Origin of the sequence: Providencia sp. PROV024, from assembly GCF_032709665.1 — a bacterium.
Classification (GTDB): domain Bacteria; phylum Pseudomonadota; class Gammaproteobacteria; order Enterobacterales; family Enterobacteriaceae; genus Providencia; species Providencia huashanensis.
In genome coordinates, this window is sequence record NZ_CP120545.1 from 975,249 (window position 1) to 992,452 (window position 17,204).

Genomic DNA, 17,204 nt, shown 5'->3' on the forward strand with positions numbered 1-17,204 from the left:
TCTATGAAAAAATTAACGACACCTCCTCATGTTGGTCATAAAACATTTTTATATTCAGAGCTTGTAACTGACTTGACCAATATTGAAGCGGATATTGCCATACTAGGGATGCCATTTAGCTCAGCTTACAGTGCCCATGCTTTTACCAATGATCAGTCGAGGGCTCCACAATATCTACGTGATATGAGTGATAGGATTGTGAGACACCCAGATCATTATGATTTTGATATTGACGGACCATTATTACAAGGGCGGGAAGACATCAAATTTGTCGACTGCGGTGATGTCATCCCTGACTTATCAAAACCATTGGGAGAGCATCACCAACGAGCAGCACAAGCTATTCGGCAATTATTAAGAGCAAATGCACTACCGATTGTTTTAGGTGGAGACCATGGAATTACCACGCCTATTTTGCAAGGTTTTGACGAGGTAGGCCCTGTTACTTTGGTTCATATTGATGCTCATTTAGATTGGCGCGAAGAGGTTAATGGGGTAGATACTGGCCTGTCGAGCCCTATTCGTCGCGCATCTGAAATGAAACATATTGGTGAAATATTCCAAATTGGTTTGCGTGCTCAAGGAAGTGGTCGTCCCGCAGATTACCAAGCTGCCAAAGACCATGGAGCCCATGTTATTCCTGCCTACGAATTGCATGAAGTGGGGATGCAGGCAATTTTAGACCGTATTCCAGATAACTCAAATTACTATATCAGTATTGATGCTGATGGTATCGACCCAAGCATTATGCCGGGGGTTGATGGCCCTGCACCGGGCGGAGTGACTTACTTACAAGCGCGTAGCTTAATTCACGGCTTAGTGAAAAAAGGCCGAGTTGTGGGGATGGATATCGTCGAAATCACCCCAGCTAAGGATATACCCTCGAAATTAACAGGGGTGACCGCGGGGCGTTTTGTCGTGAATTTAATTGGCGCATCGATTCGAGCAGGGTATTTTGATAAGAAATAACTCAACGAACTAATATCGTACTCATCATAAAGTGGGAGATATTTTCCCACTTTATTGACCGCCCGTCGGCGTCCCTTGATGAAACCTTAATTGCCATTGGTTTTTTGAGTTTTTCAGCCAAATAGATGAGCGATGGGTTAACTTTATTTTAACATTTTGTTGTCGCTCGAAACTGGTATAGGTCATTAGCAGCGTATTATCACTCAATAACGTGCAATGATAATCTTCTGAATAAATTGTTTTAGGCTGTTCATCAACAAGTACGGATAAAGTATTGGTCTTATTCGTCGTCCCCCCTGAGCGTCCAAATTCAAAAAAATCCTCATGTAGCACCTCACGAAGGAAATTAATATTTTGCCGGTTAGCTGAAAGATGTAGCTTTTTTTCTACATCAATTAATTTATTAAATAATGCTTCCATAGCTAGCGCTCCCCTAATTGTTGAGCCAGTTTTTCGGCTAATTGATTAATTATATCGGAGGTATTAGTGTGAAAATGCATGGCGATTTCCATTTCTTGAGCAACAGGAAAACCTTCTTCTTCTGTTAAAACCCGATGTTGCGGGAGTTTCGCACGTAGAGGTAATAAACTAACGCCTAACCCATCAGCAATAGCGCTCTGGATACCAGCAAGGCTGGAACAGGTATAGGTAATGTGCCAAGGGCGTTGTTCACTATCCAATAGTTTAAACATATCATTGCGGTATAGGCCATTTTCAGGGAAAACCACCAGTGGAACGGAGTCAATATTTAACCGTTTTGCTTGGCTGCTGGTTAACCAACATAAAGGCTCTGGCCAGTGATAGTCGCTTTTAAACTCGCCTTTTTTTTGCTTAACAATGATCAAATCCAGTTCACCATGTTGGTAACGTTGGTGTAATTGGCGGCTTAATCCACTAGTGACTTCTAAGCGCACATTCGGGTTTGCCTGCATAAAAGCAGCTAAAGTGGGAGTGACTTGCCCTGATGCTAAATCTTCAGGGAAACCTAGCCGAATAGTTTGGATGACGGCATTACCTGTTATTTTCATAAAGAAAGTATCATTTAGGGCTAAAATATTTTTAGCGTAGCTAAGTAGGATCTCCCCTGTTTCTGTGAGTGTCAGTATTCGATGCCCACGTATAAATAAAGGGTGTTCCACAAGTACCTCTAAACGTTGTATTTGTTGACTTAATGTTGACTGCGTCGAATTTAGGTGCTGTGAAGCAACAGTAAAATTCCCTGTTTCAGCAACCGTTACAAAGGTTTTTAATAATACAAAGTTGAGTAGTGGATTCATTTTTTTAATACCTATCATTAAGTTATTTAATTTTTAAATAGCATATTTTTTGAGTAGATTAAAGGGCTTATAGGAGATAAATCATGAAAATAACTTTTTTATCTATTAAGTGGTTGGTTTCTTTACTGGGTATTTTGACTATTTCTTTGATATTTATGGTGAAAGGGATGGCAAATCCACAACAGAGTCCACTTGTCGCACTTGCGGAGCAAGGCGACCTTCATCAGTTGCAATCTTTGGTCGAACAGGGGGCTGATATTGAACAGCGAGATCTGCGTCAGCGTACACCATTGATGGCAGCAACACATAAAAACCAAATTGCAGTTGCTCGTTACCTGATTGAACAAGGTGCAAATGTGAATGCACGGGATGCAATGCAAGATTCCCCTTATTTATATGCAGGTGCCCGCGGCTTGCAGGAGATTTTGTTATTAACCTTACAAAATAGGGCTGATTTAACGAGTACCAACCGTTATGGTGGTACGGCGCTGATCCCAGCGGCAGAGCGGGGGCATGTGCAGACAGTTAAGACGTTGATTGACGCTGGTGTGGATGTTAACCATGTTAATCGCCTAGGATGGACTGCTCTAATTGAAGCTATTATTTTGGGTGATGGTAGTGATAAGTACGCGCAGATTGTGACACTATTGATTAACGGTGGCGCGGATGTCAATTTAGCGGATAGTACGGGTGCATCGCCGTTGACGCTGGCAAAAAGTAAAGGGTATCGTAACCTTATTGAAATTCTTGAAAAATCAGGAGCTAAATAATGTCAGATAGGCAATTTTTACAGCAAGCTATCACTTTAGCGGCAGAAAATGTACGGGCTGGTGGTCGCCCATTTGGTGCTGTCGTGGTGTGTGACGGGCAAGTGGTGGCGACTGGTGTGAACCAAATGCTTGAATTAAGTGACCCAACAGCACACGCTGAATTGATGGCTTTGCGACAAGCAGGGAAAACATTGAACCGCGTTAAACTGGAAGATTGTGTGGTCTATGCCAGTGGGCAACCTTGTCCTATGTGCCTTGCCGCTATGCGAATGGCAGGGGTTAGCCGGGTTGTGTACGCTTATTCAAACCAAGATGCAGAGCCCTTTGGGCTTTCAACAGAAGGGATTGCCAAGGCTTTGCGGGTTGAACCTGAACACCAATCCGGTTTGCGTTTTGAACAGTTGAAACCTGATAATGACGCTTGTTCTTCACTGTATCAGTTATGGTCGGAACAACAGAAATAATGGGTAAAACAGCCTCATCCTCTTTTGCCTTGATACTCACTATTGTGTTAGTGGGGGTCAATTTACGGCCATTCATGACCGGCCCAGGGCCCGTTATTGATAGTATTATGCAAACGACAGGGATGAGCTATCAAAGTATTTCTTTGCTCACTTTATTACCTATGTTGTTGATGGGCATTGGCGCATTAATTGTACCTATCTTAAATCAACAGTTAGGAGAACGGTTAGGGATTAGTGCAGCGATGTTATTGCTGCTCGTTGGCTCATTAGGGCGCTATTTTGTAGAGGATGGCACCTCTTTACTGTTCACGGCCTTTTTATGTGGTGTAGGGGCGGCGTACATTCAGTCGGTATTTCCGGGGCTTATCAAAGCTAACTTCCCACAAAAAATGGCGATGATGACAGGGCTGTATTCTGCAACCTTAATGGCTGGTGGTGCGATCGGGGCGCAATTAACGCCACTATTAGAAAATGCAACGGGGCATTGGCAAACGGCTTTAGCTTGGCTTGCATTCCCTGCGCTGTTGGCTTTGGTTGCTGTTTTTCTGAACATTCGTACGGCTCGTACGCCAAAAGCCGAGCAGGTTTCTTTATGGCGCTTTTTACGTAAACCCAGAGCTTGGTTGTTAATGGCTGGGTTTGGGCTTATCAACGCAGGCTATGGCACTGTGGTGACTTGGTTGGCGCCATTTTTCCAAGAACAAGGGATCAGTGCTGCACAAAGCGGTTCTTTTGTTGCCATATTAACGGTGTTTCAAGCGTTATCTGCATTGATGATCCCTGTACTGGCTTCACATAATATTGATCGGCGATTTTGGCTAATGGTAACGCTTAGTAGCCAAGCAATTGGATTTTTAGGGTTAATGTTATTCGCGAATGCTTTCCCGTTGTTATGGGTTGCTTTGCTCGGCCTAGGGCTTGGTGGGTGTTTTGCACTGAGTATTATCACTGCATTAGACCATATATCGCACCCTGTTAGTGCTGGAGCTCTTACGTCTTTAATGCAAGCGGGGGGCTTTATTATTGCCGCATTTGGCCCGCTATGTGCAGCTTGGTTACACCAAGTCAGCCATAATTTTACATGGGTGTGGGCAATGCATATTGCATTTGTATTAGTGACATTGTTGCTTTATTTACGTTTAAACCCTAAAAATTACAGTAAGATTTTTGCATTGAAACCATAAAAAGGACTTTTATTTGTCCTCTATTTTTTGTTTTTCCGTTTGGATTTTTGTTTTTTGGTTTCTTTTTCAATTTTATTTTCAATGGAATTAAAATAGATCTCCAAATAATGTCGGTTACTTAAAAATGAAATTAGGCAACTGGCAACAATAATGACCCAGATAAGTTGTAACTTGATTGAGTCTTCAATACTGAAAAGCAGTAATAGTGGGATCATCACAATCATGCTAATAAAAACTGAGCAAAATAAAGCCCCTGAAATATAGAGTGAGAGTTTTTTTAACCCGAGTATATTTAGTACGACAAGGGTGGCAATAGATAAAAACAATGTGCCGAACGTGGCAAACATAATGACTAACCCAGCTTCTTGCTCAAGAAGCCAATCAGTAAAACCAAACCAAGAAAAAGGAATGCTGATCATTGTGAAGGCTCCTGTTTACCGTATAGCAGAGGAATAGCTTTAAAGCGAAATAACGCTGCAAAAATTAGGTTTGGAAAGATGTGAATATCGGTATTGTAGAGTGTGACCGTTTGGTTGAAAAATTCACGTCTGTCAGCAATTTGCTCTTCAATATGCTTTGCTTGTGTTTGTAATTCCAATAGTACCGCCTTACTGATAAGCGCGGGATAGTTTTCTGCGATAGCAATTAATGGCTTTATTTTTGGCGATAGTTGGTTTGCAGTATCAATTTTGATTTCAATGGCCGTATTGGATAAATAGCGCTGTCGGCTTTCAACTATTTCATTAATAAGCTGTTTTTCATACGCGATAGCTTTATCTGCCACTTGAGTCAGCGCTGGTATTAACTCAATTTGTTTCATTAATAGCACATCAATATTGGCAAATGCTTTGAGGCAATTATTTTTCAAAAAGACAATATTGTTATAAATATTAATTAGATAGCGAATGATTATATAGCCAATGATAACAATAATAATGAAGAAAATAAGCGTTTCTATGCTAGTTATCACCGAATAATGATATTTTGTCAAAATACAGATTTAATTGCCCATTACGGTAATTTATCGGGGTAACCAAAATAACCCCAATCAATAACAGTGCAATAATGGCGGTAATGGATAAATTCCGACGTAACGGCCCGGTTTTATTCCAACGTACAACATAGTCAGCCGGAGAAACACCTAATAGCATATGAGGAGCTTTGCGGATAATAACGGGCTCACCTTTTTCATTCGCGTCAGCGGTGCCAATCAGTAAATAACGGGTTTTTGGTTCAAGCAAATATTCAGTATAACGACGGTTGCCTTGCTCAATATCCATATGCGCTTGTAGCCCTGGATAAACAAAGTAATCGGGGTCACATTCTACCTTTACTGACCCTGTATCATCGGTCAGGATAAAACTCTCCATACGGCTTTTACTATTTTGTAATGTATAACTTTTTTTACCATCTTTATCTTTCGATATGGAATACTCAAAATAAAAGGAGCCATAGCAGGTTTTATTACCTAACTGGCTTTTAATTTCAGTACCTGTGGTTATTTCACCTTCAACTTCGACAAGCCCCATAGCTATTGAGCGTATTTTGGATGTCGCGAGGTTTTTTTGAAATTTTAAGAAGCGCTTGGTTGGTGTATTTTCAATAAACTTAAATACGAAGGCTAAGACAAATGCGATGAAAAACACTCGCATGTCGATAAAAAAGCCTACAAATAAGCAACTTGCTAGTAAAGTCCCCACGAGTACTTTAAGAAAAGCGCTAAACTTTGATGAACCTTCATTTTGTAATCGCTGATACCGCTGAAAGCCGGCTTTACTGGCTTTGACGATATGACGAATAATAAAAAAGGAAATGGTCAATATCACAATATAATAAATGATACTGCCGTAATCCCCTTGAGTAGGTGATAGCGAGTACCACATACCGCAGGCAATGCTGATAAAAGGGATGATCCCCCAATTTACTCTTTTATTTATCAAAAACTTATTATCGATAAATAAAATTAAAGCACCAATCGCTGCCCCGAGTAAAAAATACATATTCACAGACTAATACCCTTTACGTTGATATTATTTAAACTGGATACCATGATATTTTTTATCATCTTCAGAAATATCAAGTAATGGTAATTGTGTAAAACGAAAGGCATTAGCAATCAGGTTGTCAGGGAACATTTGTATTGCAGTATTATACTCTGTTGTTGCATCGTTAAAACTTTCACGGCGTTGGGCTATTTTATTTTCAACATCGCTTAGGGCTAATTGTAATTGTGTGAATTGCTCACCAGAAATGAGGGTAGGGTAATTTTCTGCGATAGCTATAAGGTTACCCAGTGCGCGGTTCATTTCATTTGAAGCGGTGATCTTGTCCGCCATATTTTGGGCACTAAAGTAGCTTTGGCGTGCGTCACTTAATGAGATAAAAAGGCTTTTTTCATGTTCCATTGCTTTTTCTGTAATAGTGACCAGTTGTGGAATTTGATCGGCACGCTGCTTTAAAACCACGTCGATATTAGCAAATTGGTTATTCACTTGGTTACGCGCATTGATTAAGCGGTTATAAATAGATATCCCCCAGCCAACAGCCAATAATAATAAAACAGCTACAATGATAAGAGTGATGGTCATATTAATGCCTTTTAGTCAGCGGTTTTTATTTAATTTGATTTTAGCTAACCGTATAAGAGTCTTATTAATTATGCAATCAGAAAAGAGTGAAAGGGAATGTAATATAAAAAGAAAAGGAATATCGTAAAGTATTTCTGTAACAGTTTAGTATATATAACAAAATAGCCTCTTAAATTAGAGGCTATTTCAGTCAGATATACTCGTTATATTTCAAGTTGTATCGCTACTTACGCTGTTGGTTCAAGTATTTGGTGCATAACAGGGTGGAACTTGCGTTTAAAGTAAACCAGACCATGCCCTGTGTCATTGACAATGATTTGTTTCATTTCAACCATATACACTGAGTGAGTACCAATATCTTGGACTTGCGTAATTTCACCTTCGAGGTTGGCAAGGGCATTTTTCAGTAAAGGTTGTTGTAAAATACCGTTGTCCCACACATTCCAACTAAAACGCTCTTCCATGGTTGAACCTTTCATACCTGCGAAGTGGCAGGCGAGTTCTTCTTGATCATGGCTTAGTACGTTTACACACAGGCGGCCATTCTTTTGAAATACCGCATTCATGGCGCTATTGCGGTTGACACATACCATCAAAGTTGGTGGCGTATCTGTAACTGAACAGACTGCGGTTGCGGTGATCCCACAGCGACCTTCAGTACCATCCGTGGTGACTATGTTAACTGCTGCACCAAGACTTGCCATCGCATCTCTGAAACGCAGGCGATGTTCATTTTCTAAAGACATTTTGACCTCCTGCTGCCGATTATTTTAGCAGCGAATCTAACTGATTAATATCATTGTTGTTATGCAGGTGTGGACGTTTCCATCCGTGCTGATCGTAATCGGATAAACAACGATCAACCATATCTGTCATGGCTTTCATATTGCCAGAACCGTATGAATGACGCAGACATTGCAGGCGAATTTCATCTTGGCTACCTGCATAGTTAATTTCATACAGCTCATGACGGCCACCAAATTCACTGCCGATTGCATCCCACATAAGTTTTAAGATCTTAATACGTTCAACATGATCCATACCGTTGGAGCCACGAACATATTTTGCTAAATACTTATCAATCTCTGGGTTATTCATGTCACGAACGCTAGATGGTAGATAAATCAGGCCGCTGGTGACGTTACTTTCTATTATATTTTTGATTTTGGTGTAGGCCATTGGTGCCATAACACGATACGTTTGAATTGCTTGAGTATCAGGTAAGAATGCACCGCCTTCCCAAGCTTTTGCTTCAGAGGTCATTGCATCAGTTAATGACCAGAACAAATTGCGCCATGCAACCACTTCACCTAAGTCTGCTTGTACACCACGGAAGTCGATAACACCAGTACACTCCAAGCTTTTTTGCAGAAGACCGGTGATGAAATCGAGTTTCACCGCTAAACGTACACAAGCTTGTAACGGGAACAGGCGAGCGAAACCACCTTGTACTGCCCAGTTACGAGCGCGATCAAAGTCGCGGTAGATCAATACGTTTTCCCATGGAATTAACACATGATCCATCACGAGGATTGCGTCATTTTCATCGAAACGGCTTGATAATGGGTAATCAAATGGTGCGCCAGTAGCTCCTGCGACTAATTCATAAGATGCACGTGAAATCAGTTTCACGCCATCAGCATCCATAGGGGCGACAAACATCAGTGCGAAATCAGGGTTGTCACCCATGACTTGCGCAGAGCCAAAACCAATAAAATTGTAGTGCGTTAACGCAGAGTTAGTTGCAACGACTTTTGCACCGCTGACGATAATACCTGCATCAGTTTCTTTTTCTAGTTTTATATAAACATCTTTTACTTCATCTGCGGGTTTATGGCGGTCGATAGGTGGGTTAACAATAGCATGGTTAAAGTAAAGCCCACTTTCTTGAATGCGTTTATACCAGTTACGGGCGTTATCAGCAAATTGGCCGTAATATTCTGGGTTAGCACCTAAACAACTGGCGAATGCCGCCTTATAGTCTGGAGTGCGTCCCATCCATCCATAGCTCTGGCGTGACCAATCTGCGATTGCATCGCGCTGTTGGCGCAATTCATCTGCACTTGTGGCGAAACGAAAGAACTTATGTGTGTATCCCCCATTACCGGTGTCGGTGTTCCAGCAAAGTTGGTCATGAGTCGTTTTATCATGAAGCGCATCATATAATTGTCCTATAGAAGCGGCGGAGTTACGAAAAGCAGGGTGAGTGGTGACATCTTTCACACGCTCGCCATAAATATAGATTTCACGGCCATCTTGTAGGCTTTTTAGATATTCCTGGCTATTAAAAGGGCGTTTAGCATCTGAACGAAAATCTTCTGGTTTCATGTCTACCTCGTTATCTCACAATGAGGGCTTGCAATGATAGGGGGTACAAAGGTTGCAAGCTAAATTATGTTAATTTTATGTTTCTTTTGTGTTTGTTAATTGAATCGCTTTCTGAGTAAGTTTTAAAGAGACTTTTTAAAGGTTAACGGGTACTTTTCGTTGGAAATGGTTTTTTATGAAAGAATTGTGATCACTTCGATGTTTTGATGTTAATGTAATTATTGGATTAAACATAAAAACAATGTATATCAATTAATTATAATTTATTTATATATTAATATATATTTGTTATTTTGGTTTTTGGTGGTTGTTTTTTAATCTTGACATTCACTTTTTGTTAATCAGTTTGACATTGTTGATAATGTTGAAACAAAATCAATAAAACATCAAAATGTTTTTAAAATGTAAAATAAAAGTGTGGTGGTGGGAAAAGATAGGCTATCAGGAAGCATGAAAATGTATTGCATTCTTAATATGCAATACATGTGTTATTTTTGTGATAAAACTACCCGTACTAGTGGATATTTTGTTCGCGCCATAAACTTGGGGAACAACCCACTAATCGGTTAAAAAAGCGGGCAAAATAAGCGGGGTCTTTAAAACCAAGCTGGTAGGCAATTTCAGAGACTGGGCTATCAGAAAATAGCAGCATACGTTTTGCTTCCCTTAATATCCTATCAAAAATGAGCCGTTTAGGCGGCCTATTCGCGAAACGGCGGCACATATCTTTCAATCGAGATTCAGTGACCCCGAGTTTTTTTGCATACTCAGGTACTGCTAGGTGCTCATGATAATGTAAGTCAATGAGTTGATTAAAGCGTTGGAATAAACGATGCTCCCCTCGAACACCTGTGGTCGGGTGCTCATCAAGAGGGATTGACCTTAGTAGAAAAGCAAAAAAAGCCTGTGCTAAAGAGGATAAAACCTGATCTTTCCCTACAGCGTTATTTGCCGATTCACGAGCCATTAGCGCCCAATAATGATTGAAGGTGTCAATATCTTCGGGTTTGTCTGCAACAGATAAACAAATTGCTGGAATATTGACTAAGTCAGGGTTAGCAGGGTAAAGCGAACCCAATAGTGGGCTAATTAAATCTTGCCGTACAGTTAGTACGTGGCCATCAGTGTCTTCTTGGGTAAAGAAGGCATGGGCGACAGATGGGGGCGTTAGAATAAATAAAGGTGCCTGAACCGAATAACGAGATTCATCAAGTTGTAGGGTGATATGACCAGTAACCAAATAGTGTAATTGGAAAAAACCGTCATGGCGATGGGCTTGCATATCACGGCCAAAGAAAGCCGCCATGTTACCAAAGGTTTGGTAGTGAACGTCATCGTTACCTTGGGTTTCGTCGTAGTCTGTACTGATGTCGATATTCGTAATTAAAGTTGAGTTACCCTTCATTCTTCGGCTCGCAGCGTTGTTGGCCTCACAAGCCAACCCTAGTCACATACCGCAGTATGTTCTTAAGGGTTAACTTGCTTGCCGCCTAGCTGCAAACCAAATTATTTTGGGTAACACCCTTTAATAATTATTTGCAGCATAAATTATTAAAACATTCAAAACCTTCAAATCATTCAAACCATCAAAATATTAAGGTGTTGCTCTTGGTCTTGAGTTCTTCATTGGGATAGCGATAACTAATAGTGCACCGACGACCAGCAAACCTGCCACAAAATAGAGGCCTGAATTAAAGCTACCTGTTTGGTCTTTTAGCCAACCTATCAATAGTGGACTGACGGCTGAGCCTATATTACCCGTTGCATTGATAACCGCAATACCGATAGCTCGAGCACGTAAACTAATGGATTGATCAGGGGTCGTCCAGAATACGGCCATGGCAGTGAAAGAACCTGTCGAGGCCATGATAATCCCAATCAATTGGATAATTGGGTGACTCGTCATGGCAGCAAGTACCCAGCCTGCGGCGGCGAATAAATACGGTAAGGCAGTATGCATTTTCCGTTCTTGCAAACGGTCTGACCGCCGACTCCAGTAGATCATCCCTAAGATGGTACAAAATTGTGGGATTGCAGTTAACAGGCCGATCATGGCATTACTACTGCCTTCATTGAAGCTTTGCATGATCTGAGGTGTCCAGATGTTAATTGCGCTTAATGTATTGGTTAAACAGAAATAAGCGACGGTATACATCAAGACAACAGGGGTGAATATTTCTTTCCATAAACTGGTATTTTGCATTGCTGTATGGCTTTTTGAGCCATGGGGTTGCACTAATTCCAGTTGGTCTTGGTCCATCATTTCTTGAAGCGTGTCTTTATCTTCTTGGGTCAGCCATTTGGCTTTTTTCGGAGAATCATCCAGATAGAACCAAACGAGTACCCCAAGGATCACTGATGGGAAACCTTCTAGTAGGAACAACCACTGCCAGCCTTTTAAGTTTAAAACGCCATCTAAACCAAGGATATAGCCAGATGCGAGTGAACCAAATGCCATGGTAACTGGCATGGCTATCATAAATAAGGCATTAGCACGAGCGCGGAAATAAGCGGGGAACCAGTAGGTTAAATACACTAAAATGCCCGGTAGGAAACCTGCTTCTGCTATCCCAACTAACATCCGTAAGATGTATAAACTGGTTGGCCCGGTCGCAAACATGGTTGCGGTTGAGGCAATTCCCCAAAGCACCATGATGGTGGCTATCCAACGGCGAGCCCCCACAATACTGAGCATGATATTGCTTGGAATACCAAAAATAACATAAGTGACATAAAATAAGGTTGCCGCTAAGCCAAACATGGTGGAAGTGAGGCCGATATCTTTTCCCATAGTTAGGCCGGCAAAGCCGATATTAATCCGGTCTAAGAATGAAAACACAAATAGTACGAATAAGAATACTATCAGCCGTTTGAATAGTTTATTAATTACCCGTTGCTGTGGCTCAGTTAAATTTTTATGTTGCTCAGCAGGGTTAGTGCTTGCAAGTTGTTGATTACTCATATTGTAGGGCCCTCAATTCTTTCTTTTGAAGATTTTATAGGTACAAGGGACTAGTAGGCAGTCATGGTGCTGTCTGCCCTATATTGTGATATTGCTTTTTTATTTAGCTAAATAGGGTAATTGTCTGTAGGGTTAAAATTGACCTATTTAGCGATATTTATTGTTAATAAACGCTTGGTGTACTTGGAGTGACCTCTGAGACGGTTTTGCCAAATTTAGCTGCCAGCGCTTCAGCGGTACGAGCAAGTAATGTGGTATCCACACCTACTGCCACAAACAGGGCACCGAGTTTCAGGTAGTGTTCGGCAACGTCTGGTGCCGCCATTAAGATCCCAGGGGCGATACCGGCTTCACGAATTTGTACAATAGCTTTTTCTATTGCGGCTTTAACTTCTGGGTGATTAGGGTTACCAGAAAAACCCATATCGGCACTGAGATCTGCTGGGCCAATAAATACGCCATCCACTCCTTCAACGTTTAAAATTTCAGGCAGGTTATTCATTGCTTCACGAGTTTCTACTTGCACGATTACGCACATTTCATCATTTGCACGAGTTAAATAATCGGGGATACGGTTCCAGCGTGACGCACGCGCTAATGCACTACCAACACCGCGTATTCCCGCTGGTGGATAGCGAGTCGCACGGACGGCTTGTTTTGCTTGTTCAGCATTTTGCACCATAGGTAATAAAAGTGTCTGAGCACCAATATCCAGCAATTGTTTGATGATCACCGGGTCATTCCACGGTGGGCGGACGACTGGCTGTGATGGATAAGGGGCTATTGCTTGTAATTGAGATAATATAGTTTGTACATTATTCGGTGCATGTTCACCGTCAATCAATAGCCAATCGAAGCCAGCACCAGCAACAAGTTCAGCACTGTATGGGCTACATAACCCAAGCCATAACCCAATTTGCGGTTGACCACTTTTTAAGGCTTTTTTAAATTTATTTTCTAACAGAACCATAGTATTTCCTTATACAAAACGGCAGCTAATAGAACCCATATTGCCGTAGTCGACGTGGAACACATCGCCTTTACGTGCAGGAACAGGTCGGGTAAATGAACCACCAAGAATGATTTGGCCCGGTTCAAGTTGGACATTATGCGGCGCTAATTTATTGGCTAACCAAGCAACACCGTTAGCGGGATGATTGAGAACTGCGGCAGCGACACCAGACTCTTCAATCACGCCATTGCGATATAACAGTGCGCTAATCCAACGCATATCTAAGTCGCGTGGTTTGATAGGTCTGCCGCCTAAAATTACTGCACCATTAGCCGCATTATCCGAAATTGTGTCGAATACTTTACGGGGACGGCTAGTGTCTGGGTCTATGTTATGGCAACGTGCGTCAATTAGCTCAAGAGCAGGGATCACATAATCAGTTGCGTTATAGACATCAAAGATGGTGCAGTTGGGGCCGCGTAAGGGTTTTGCGAGAACAAAAGCAAGCTCTACTTCAATACGAGGGACAATAAAGCGGTCAGTGGGAATATCACAACCGTCATCAAAAAACATATCGTCAAGTAGCGCGCCATAATCAGGTTCATCTATTTGTGAGCTTGCTTGCATTGCTTTGGAGGTTAGCCCAATTTTATGGCCTTTGAGTATACGTCCTTCAGCAATTTTCAAACCAACCCATTCTTTTTGGATGGCATAAGCATCGTCAATCGTCATCTCTGGGTGATCCAACGAAATCTGGCGGATCTGCTCACGTGATTTTTCAGCCTGATTAAGGCGTTGGGCTATTTGCAATATGACATCTTTTTGTAACATCTTATTCTCCTTTTGCACCTCAGCTCGTCATACTTCGAGCTATAACTGCGTTAGCTTCACGATAGGCTTGCGCCTATCCCCTAGTCACACGGGTATGCTCCTAAGGGATTAGTCTCATTTGCCGCCTTGTTCTAACTCGAATTATTTAGAGCTAAGGTTTTAAAAGCGAATACCGCCAGTTAATGTGTCTTTCTAATTAGAAAGACCACCGAAACAGAGGTATTTCACTTCCAGATAATCTTCAATTCCGTAGCGTGAGCCTTCACGCCCCAGACCAGACTGCTTAATGCCACCAAATGGGGCCACTTCATTTGAAATAATGCCTTCATTAATACCGACCATTCCGCTTTCTAAAGCCTCAGCAACACGGTAGATTCGACCGATATCTTTTGAATAGAAATAGGATGCCAAGCCGAACTCAGTGTCATTCGCTAGTGCAATGGCTTCTTGCTCATCACGGAATTTGAATAAAGGCGCGAGTGGACCGAATGTTTCCTCTTTAGCGACTTTCATGGATTCGGTTACACCGGTGATCACTGTAGGTTCAAAGAACAAACCACCCAACGACGCTGGTTTACCACCTGCAATCACTTTCGCACCATGAGAAACAGCATCAGCAATGTGCTCTGTCACTTTATCGACAGCGGCTTGGTTAATCAGCGGGCCTTGCTGTGAATCTGCTTGGGTTGATGGGCCAATTTTTAGTTCATTTACAGCTTTTGCTAAGCGAGCGGCGAATTCATCATAGACACCTTCTTGAACTAAGATGCGGTTAGCGCATACACAGGTTTGCCCGCTGTTACGGAATTTTGCGGCTAAAGCCCCTTGTACTGCTGCGTCTAAATCCGCATCATCAAAGACAATAAATGGCGCATTACCACCTAACTCAAGGGACATTTTTTTCACAGTATTAGCGCATTGTTCCATCAGTAATTTGCCAACACGGGTAGAACCTGTGAAAGTCAATTTACGGACAATAGGGCTGGAGGTCATTACCCCGCCAATGGCTTGGGCATCTGTGCCTGGGACGATGTTAAATACGCCAGCAGGGATACCTGCTTGTTCACCTAATGCCGCGAGTGCAAGCGCGGAGAGTGGTGTTTCTGCGGCGGGTTTTAGTACCATAGTACAACCGGCTGCTAGAGCTGGACCGACTTTGCGGGTGATCATCGCATTAGGGAAGTTCCAAGGCGTAATTGCCGCAACCACACCGACAGGTTGTTTTATTGTTACAAGGCGGCGACCTGGGAGTGGTGATGGAATAGTTTCACCGTAAATGCGTTTACCTTCTTCAGCAAACCATTCAATAAAACTGGCTCCGTAGGCAATTTCTCCCATCGATTCGGTTATCGACTTGCCTTGTTCTGCACTGAGCAATTGCGCTAATTCTGTTTGGTTTTCCATCATCAAATGGAACCATTTATTTAAAATCTGGCTACGTTCTTTCGCAGTTTTAGCTCTCCATGCTGGGAGGGCTTTTTCAGCAGCTTCAATAGCCTGCTGGGTTTCTAACGCCCCTACATTACTCACTTTGGCGATAACGTGGTTATTCGCAGGGTTTGTCACTTCAAACACGTTGTTGTTTTGTGCGTCAACCCATTGACCGTTGATATAAGCCTGTTGGCGGAATAATGTAGAATTGGTATTTATGCTCATTTTTCGTTTTTCTCCGAAGACACTGATTGCACCTGTGAGTGGGGATTTTTAGCCGATAAATATTGGCTTGTGAAACTTAACCCAGCACAGATAGCCATAACGAGTGTCATAGCAAATGGGGATTCATCCTGTAATACAGAAACTGCAACACTAGCCAGAGCAGCCAATGCAAATTGAATTGAAATTGCGAGTGCACTGGCGCTACCTGCAATTTTTCCGCGATGTTGCAGTAACAGTGACAAACTGTTAGTGCCGATAGCATTTACCATCGATAGGAACAGTACCACCAGAATAACAATTATGGAGAGGCTTTGTTGATAAAAAAGTAACAACAATAAGCCAAACGCAAGTTGAAAACCGCTTTGCATGGTCAATATACGCGTCAAACTATAGGTTTTTAGCAACTTAACATTGAGTAACAGCATGACAATCATCCCCAAGATGTTGCAGCCGAATAACAGGCCATAATGCTGTTCAGAAACACCAAAATAGCTGATGTAAACAAATGGTGAGCCACTAATAAAGGCGAACATCCCTGCGAAAGAGAACGCCATGGTACCGATAATACTCAGTGCTTCTTTGTCGCTGAGCACCTGAGCGTAGTTTTTAAAAGCAACGCAAATAATATTCTCAGTGCCCCGCTGGTGGCGTAATGTTTCAGGGAGCAAGAAAAAAATTGCCGCCACGGAAGATAGGCCAATCAGCGCCAACAAATAAAAAATAGCTTGCCACTGAAAGTGGATAAGTAGAAAACCACCTAGTAATGGGGCAAGTAATGGAGCAATCATGGTGACGAGTGTCATTAATGACAACACTTTAGGTAATTCATTTGCGGGATACACATCCCTAGCAATTGCCCTCGCCATCACGATTGCAGCACCGCTGCCAAAAGCTTGTAGCGCCCTGAAAATAATTAACGTATTGGCATCAGAGGCTTGAGCACATAATAAGCTTGCTACGGTAAAGATTGCCAAGCCACTTAACAACATTTTACGGCGGCCCAGCAAATCGCTCAGTGGCCCGTAAAACAGCATCCCGACACAAAAGCCAGCAAAAAAAGCGCCTAGTGTGTACTGCATTTGCCCCTGAGAGGCTTGAAGAGCAACCCCCATCTGAGGTAGGGCAGGAAGATACATATCGATAGACAATGGGCCGAATGCCACTAATGACCCCAATAATGGGATTAGGTAGTGCGGTATGTGTTTATCGAAACTTTTAACCAT

Annotated in this window: 18 protein-coding genes; 4 read left to right on the top strand and 14 right to left on the bottom strand. The window is 42.1% G+C overall.

All coding sequences use genetic code 11. The features are described 5' to 3' along the window. The first annotated feature begins 3 nt into the window (after positions 1-3). Entirely contained in the window at positions 4-969 is a 966-nt protein-coding gene (locus tag P3L56_RS04380) for an agmatinase (RefSeq protein WP_048608319.1), read from the top strand. A gap of 51 nt (positions 970-1,020) precedes the next feature. On the opposite strand, the gene P3L56_RS04385 is transcribed toward P3L56_RS04380, so the two are convergent. Together P3L56_RS04385 and P3L56_RS04390 are read right to left on the bottom strand one after the other, a co-directional pair. After that, complete coding sequence (locus tag P3L56_RS04385) at positions 1,021-1,389, bottom strand: DUF4440 domain-containing protein (RefSeq protein ID WP_217008446.1); 369 nt, start codon at positions 1,387-1,389, stop codon at positions 1,021-1,023. A 2-nt stretch (positions 1,390-1,391) separates the two neighbouring features. Beyond that, positions 1,392-2,246 (bottom strand): LysR substrate-binding domain-containing protein, encoded by an 855-nt coding sequence (locus P3L56_RS04390; protein WP_187550652.1) that lies wholly within the window; start codon positions 2,244-2,246, stop codon positions 1,392-1,394. An 83-nt stretch (positions 2,247-2,329) separates the two neighbouring features. On the opposite strand from P3L56_RS04390, the gene P3L56_RS04395 reads away from it, so the two are divergent. Genes P3L56_RS04395 through P3L56_RS04405 form a run of 3 tightly spaced genes read left to right on the top strand, consistent with a single transcriptional unit; the run spans position 2,330 to position 4,664 of the window. Beyond that, positions 2,330-3,016 carry an ankyrin repeat domain-containing protein gene (locus tag P3L56_RS04395; protein ID WP_166685886.1) on the top strand — a complete coding sequence of 229 codons (687 nt, stop codon included), beginning with the start codon at positions 2,330-2,332 and terminating at the stop codon, positions 3,014-3,016. Continuing rightward, positions 3,016-3,480: a nucleoside deaminase gene (locus P3L56_RS04400; protein WP_048608315.1), complete on the top strand. Its 465-nt coding sequence runs from the start codon at positions 3,016-3,018 to the stop codon at positions 3,478-3,480. Before P3L56_RS04395 ends, P3L56_RS04400 begins: the two co-directional genes overlap by 1 nt. Continuing rightward, positions 3,480-4,664 (top strand): cyanate transporter, encoded by a 1,185-nt coding sequence (locus P3L56_RS04405; RefSeq protein ID WP_210831592.1) that lies wholly within the window; start codon positions 3,480-3,482, stop codon positions 4,662-4,664. The genes P3L56_RS04400 and P3L56_RS04405 overlap by 1 nt, the downstream gene beginning before the upstream one ends. 20 nt (positions 4,665-4,684) lie before the next feature. Here the strand turns inward: P3L56_RS04405 and P3L56_RS04410 are convergent, their stop codons facing one another. The 12 genes from P3L56_RS04410 to P3L56_RS04465 all read right to left on the bottom strand — a co-directional run bounded on the left by P3L56_RS04410 (position 4,685) and on the right by P3L56_RS04465 (position 17,204). Next, positions 4,685-5,083, bottom strand: coding sequence for a hypothetical protein (locus P3L56_RS04410; protein ID WP_042846863.1), 399 nt, complete (start codon positions 5,081-5,083; stop codon positions 4,685-4,687). Next, on the bottom strand, positions 5,080-5,634 hold the full coding sequence (locus tag P3L56_RS04415) for a LemA family protein (RefSeq protein ID WP_272686248.1): 555 nt from the start codon (positions 5,632-5,634) through the stop codon (positions 5,080-5,082). Before P3L56_RS04415 ends, P3L56_RS04410 begins: the two co-directional genes overlap by 4 nt. Next, the gene (locus P3L56_RS04420) at positions 5,624-6,664 is read right to left on the bottom strand and encodes a hypothetical protein (RefSeq protein ID WP_208292085.1); all 1,041 of its coding nucleotides are present in this window, start codon (positions 6,662-6,664) and stop codon (positions 5,624-5,626) included. Before P3L56_RS04420 ends, P3L56_RS04415 begins: the two co-directional genes overlap by 11 nt. 30 nt (positions 6,665-6,694) lie before the next feature. After that, positions 6,695-7,252: a LemA family protein gene (locus tag P3L56_RS04425; RefSeq protein ID WP_129466848.1), complete on the bottom strand. Its 558-nt coding sequence runs from the start codon at positions 7,250-7,252 to the stop codon at positions 6,695-6,697. A 227-nt stretch (positions 7,253-7,479) separates the two neighbouring features. Further along, the gene (hpaC, locus tag P3L56_RS04430) at positions 7,480-7,998 is read right to left on the bottom strand and encodes a 4-hydroxyphenylacetate 3-monooxygenase, reductase component (protein ID WP_042846858.1); all 519 of its coding nucleotides are present in this window, start codon (positions 7,996-7,998) and stop codon (positions 7,480-7,482) included. Between the two features lie 19 nt (positions 7,999-8,017). After that, positions 8,018-9,580, bottom strand: coding sequence for a 4-hydroxyphenylacetate 3-monooxygenase, oxygenase component (gene hpaB, locus P3L56_RS04435; RefSeq protein WP_042846857.1), 1,563 nt, complete (start codon positions 9,578-9,580; stop codon positions 8,018-8,020). Between the two features lie 514 nt (positions 9,581-10,094). After that, positions 10,095-10,985, bottom strand: coding sequence for a 4-hydroxyphenylacetate catabolism regulatory protein HpaA (gene hpaA, locus P3L56_RS04440; protein ID WP_042846856.1), 891 nt, complete (start codon positions 10,983-10,985; stop codon positions 10,095-10,097). Between the two features lie 189 nt (positions 10,986-11,174). Then, positions 11,175-12,542, bottom strand: a complete 1,368-nt coding sequence (gene hpaX / locus P3L56_RS04445) for a 4-hydroxyphenylacetate permease (RefSeq protein ID WP_042846855.1) — start codon at positions 12,540-12,542, stop codon at positions 11,175-11,177. Between the two features lie 163 nt (positions 12,543-12,705). Continuing rightward, positions 12,706-13,512, bottom strand: coding sequence for a 4-hydroxy-2-oxoheptanedioate aldolase (hpaI, locus tag P3L56_RS04450; protein ID WP_210831591.1), 807 nt, complete (start codon positions 13,510-13,512; stop codon positions 12,706-12,708). A 9-nt stretch (positions 13,513-13,521) separates the two neighbouring features. Beyond that, positions 13,522-14,325 carry a 2-oxo-hept-4-ene-1,7-dioate hydratase gene (gene hpaH, locus P3L56_RS04455; RefSeq protein WP_048608303.1) on the bottom strand — a complete coding sequence of 268 codons (804 nt, stop codon included), beginning with the start codon at positions 14,323-14,325 and terminating at the stop codon, positions 13,522-13,524. Between the two features lie 192 nt (positions 14,326-14,517). Next, positions 14,518-15,981 (bottom strand): NAD-dependent succinate-semialdehyde dehydrogenase, encoded by a 1,464-nt coding sequence (locus P3L56_RS04460; RefSeq protein WP_042846852.1) that lies wholly within the window; start codon positions 15,979-15,981, stop codon positions 14,518-14,520. Further along, complete coding sequence (locus tag P3L56_RS04465; protein WP_080750906.1) at positions 15,978-17,204, bottom strand: Bcr/CflA family multidrug efflux MFS transporter; 1,227 nt, start codon at positions 17,202-17,204, stop codon at positions 15,978-15,980. Before P3L56_RS04465 ends, P3L56_RS04460 begins: the two co-directional genes overlap by 4 nt.

Excerpts from the sequence above, each read along its gene's own strand:
- P3L56_RS04380 (WP_048608319.1), top strand. The coding sequence starts at position 4 with ATGAAAAAATTAACGACACCTCCTCATGTTGGTCATAAAACATTTTTA.
- P3L56_RS04385 (WP_217008446.1), bottom strand. The coding sequence starts at position 1,389 with ATGGAAGCATTATTTAATAAATTAATTGATGTAGAAAAAAAGCTACAT.
- P3L56_RS04390 (WP_187550652.1), bottom strand. The coding sequence starts at position 2,246 with ATGAATCCACTACTCAACTTTGTATTATTAAAAACCTTTGTAACGGTT.
- P3L56_RS04395 (WP_166685886.1), top strand. The coding sequence starts at position 2,330 with ATGAAAATAACTTTTTTATCTATTAAGTGGTTGGTTTCTTTACTGGGT.
- P3L56_RS04400 (WP_048608315.1), top strand. The coding sequence starts at position 3,016 with ATGTCAGATAGGCAATTTTTACAGCAAGCTATCACTTTAGCGGCAGAA.
- P3L56_RS04405 (WP_210831592.1), top strand. The coding sequence starts at position 3,480 with ATGGGTAAAACAGCCTCATCCTCTTTTGCCTTGATACTCACTATTGTG.
- P3L56_RS04410 (WP_042846863.1), bottom strand. The coding sequence starts at position 5,083 with ATGATCAGCATTCCTTTTTCTTGGTTTGGTTTTACTGATTGGCTTCTT.
- P3L56_RS04420 (WP_208292085.1), bottom strand. The coding sequence starts at position 6,664 with ATGTATTTTTTACTCGGGGCAGCGATTGGTGCTTTAATTTTATTTATC.
- P3L56_RS04425 (WP_129466848.1), bottom strand. The coding sequence starts at position 7,252 with ATGACCATCACTCTTATCATTGTAGCTGTTTTATTATTATTGGCTGTT.
- hpaC (WP_042846858.1), bottom strand. The coding sequence starts at position 7,998 with ATGTCTTTAGAAAATGAACATCGCCTGCGTTTCAGAGATGCGATGGCA.
- hpaB (WP_042846857.1), bottom strand. The coding sequence starts at position 9,580 with ATGAAACCAGAAGATTTTCGTTCAGATGCTAAACGCCCTTTTAATAGC.
- hpaA (WP_042846856.1), bottom strand. The coding sequence starts at position 10,985 with ATGAAGGGTAACTCAACTTTAATTACGAATATCGACATCAGTACAGAC.
- hpaX (WP_042846855.1), bottom strand. The coding sequence starts at position 12,542 with ATGAGTAATCAACAACTTGCAAGCACTAACCCTGCTGAGCAACATAAA.
- hpaI (WP_210831591.1), bottom strand. The coding sequence starts at position 13,512 with ATGGTTCTGTTAGAAAATAAATTTAAAAAAGCCTTAAAAAGTGGTCAA.
- hpaH (WP_048608303.1), bottom strand. The coding sequence starts at position 14,325 with ATGTTACAAAAAGATGTCATATTGCAAATAGCCCAACGCCTTAATCAG.
- P3L56_RS04460 (WP_042846852.1), bottom strand. The coding sequence starts at position 15,981 with ATGAGCATAAATACCAATTCTACATTATTCCGCCAACAGGCTTATATC.
- P3L56_RS04465 (WP_080750906.1), bottom strand. The coding sequence starts at position 17,204 with ATGGTTAAAAGTTTCGATAAACACATACCGCACTACCTAATCCCATTA.